3 protein-coding genes and 1 pseudogene are annotated in these 2,212 nt (G+C 34.9%); 1 reads left to right on the top strand and 3 read right to left on the bottom strand.

Features of this window, described 5'->3' with window-relative positions; genetic code table 11:
* The 3 genes from Q0370_RS11170 to Q0370_RS11160 all read right to left on the bottom strand — a co-directional run.
* A partial coding sequence (locus tag Q0370_RS11170) for an ABC transporter substrate-binding protein (RefSeq protein WP_299575730.1) occupies positions 1 to 448 on the bottom strand: 448 nt, incomplete at its 3' end.
* Positions 449 to 466: 18 nt separating this feature from the next.
* The gene (locus tag Q0370_RS11165; protein ID WP_299575728.1) at positions 467 to 1,267 is read right to left on the bottom strand and encodes an ABC transporter ATP-binding protein; all 801 of its coding nucleotides are present in this window, start codon (positions 1,265 to 1,267) and stop codon (positions 467 to 469) included.
* Position 1,268: 1 nt separating this feature from the next.
* Positions 1,269 to 1,919 carry an iron ABC transporter permease gene (locus tag Q0370_RS11160; RefSeq protein WP_299575726.1) on the bottom strand — a complete coding sequence of 217 codons (651 nt, stop codon included), beginning with the start codon at positions 1,917 to 1,919 and terminating at the stop codon, positions 1,269 to 1,271.
* 70 nt (positions 1,920 to 1,989) lie between these two features.
* Here Q0370_RS11160 and Q0370_RS11155 point away from each other — a divergent pair.
* A pseudogene (locus Q0370_RS11155) lies at positions 1,990 to 2,212 on the top strand (ABC transporter permease); the annotation flags it as partial.

Here is a 2,212-nt window from a genome sequence, read left to right as displayed (position 1 = left end):
CTTTCCCAAGCATTTTTGCTACTTCCATAAAATTGGTAAATATTTCTTCTATCGAATTTGCCTGAATTCTTTTTGCTTCAATGTTATTTGATTTAAGCCCATTATTAAGGTTGTCATCTGTAAGAGCTGACGTTATAACCAAATCAGGCTTTAAGGCAATTATTTTTTCAAGCGACGGCTTTATAAAAGTTCCCACACTCTCAAGTTTTGCGACCTTTTCTTCAGGCCATACCTTTGAACGCTCCAAATTAGCAACTCCCACGATTTTATCTTCTGCTCCAAGCATATAAATCATTTCAACAGTCGCAGGATCCAGCACAACAATCCTATTATATTTTTTATTTTCCCCCTTTTTAGCATTTTCATCATTTTTCTTTGCACAAGAAATTATAAACATTGAAATAATCAGCAATGCCAAATAAAAAGAATTTCTTATTACTTTTTTCATTTTTCCAATCCTTTCCTATTAATTTTTTTTAGGTATTACATATAAAAATCCGCTATTTTCCACAATTTCACATTCAAATCCATAAATTTCAGAAAAAATCTCCTTTTTGTAAAGCTCCTTTGGACTCCCTGAATATGCAATTTTTCCATCCTTTAAAAACATCACATTATCACAGTACATCGAAGCCAGATTCAAATCATGCAAAACCATAATAGCCGTAATCTTTTTCTCCTTCACAAAATCCGATGTAAGCTTCATAATTTCAAGAGCATAATTCATATCCAATGCAGAAGTCGGCTCATCCAGTAAAATAATCCTTGTTTCCTGCACCAATGCCCTTGCCAGCAGAACACGCTGAAATTCTCCACCCGAAAGTGAAAAAATCGATCTGTCCCTAAATTTTTCAAGTCGCAACTTTTCCAAAATCTCATTTACCTTCCGCTCATCTTCCTTATCAAAACCAATCCACTTATTCTTAATATGTGGCGTACGTCCCATATAAATCATTTCGATTACACTTATCGGCATATTCAAAGCTGACTTTTGAGGAACAAAACTTATTATTTTTGCCATTTCCTTAGGACTATACAAACTGATATTTTTGTCAGAAATCTCAATATTCCCTGTTTCTATCGGAAAATATTTTAAAATCATTTTCAAAAGCGTCGATTTCCCACTCCCATTTGCACCAAGAATCCCGACAAATTCACCTTTTTTTATATTTATATTTAATCCATCAATTATCTTTTTTTGGGAATTATCATAGCTAAAACTTACATTTTTTATCGAAATTTCTGAATTATTATTTCCACTACTCATCCTATCCACCTTTTTTCCTTCTTATTGCCAAATATAGAAAAAATGGTGCTCCAAAAAATGAAGTTACCACTCCTATCGGAATTTCCGTCGGTGCCAAAATTGTACGTCCAATCGTATCACAAATCAGCAAAAACAGTCCTCCACCCAATGTTGCTAAAGGCAGTAGCCTAGTATTACTTCCACTTTTTAGCACAAGCCTTACCGTATGCGGTGCAATAAGCCCAACAAATCCTATCATTCCAGTAAATGCCACAGAAAAACCGACAATCAGTGCCGAAACAATCAATAAATTCCTTTTTAGCTCATCCACATTCACTCCAAGCGAATGTGCCTCTTCATCTCCACTCATCAATGAATCCATTTCATATCTTTTTAAATAAAAATAAACGACAGAAACTACAAGCGGTATCATAAGAACTCCGATTTTCAGCCAAGAAGCACTTCCCATATATCCCATCATCCACGTTACTATTCTAAAGGAATCCTGCCCAATCAGATACATACTGAACGACGTAAATGCCCCTAAAAAAGACGAAATCGCAATCCCAACAATTAGAAGCACCGCCACATCCGTCCTAGTCCTGCTTCTCGAAATCCTAAAAATTATCAACGCCACGATAACCGATACAATAAATCCACAAATTCCATACATAACATCAGGAAAATTAAAGACATACGCAATAACGCTTATTTTTATATTTTTAGCAATTTTTGGGCAAAGTTTGACAAAATTTTCCTATAGAGATCAAGATTTATCAGCTAAATTTTTAAGTCCAGCAAAAGGGCTTGGAAAAGGGCATTATTTGGGAACTGATAACCTTGGACGTGACTTGTTTGCAAGACTTTCACAAGGGATAAGAATTTCAATGGAATTATCATTGATAACAGCCGCAATCTGTGTTGTTTTCGGAACAATTTATGGAGCTGTATCAGCATATTTTGGTG

The organism is uncultured Leptotrichia sp., assembly GCF_938036635.1.
Classification (GTDB): Bacteria; Fusobacteriota; Fusobacteriia; order Fusobacteriales; family Leptotrichiaceae; genus Leptotrichia; species Leptotrichia hongkongensis.
The sequence above is the reverse complement of the archived record's forward strand: the minus strand, read 5'-3'. Positions and strand labels throughout refer to the sequence as shown.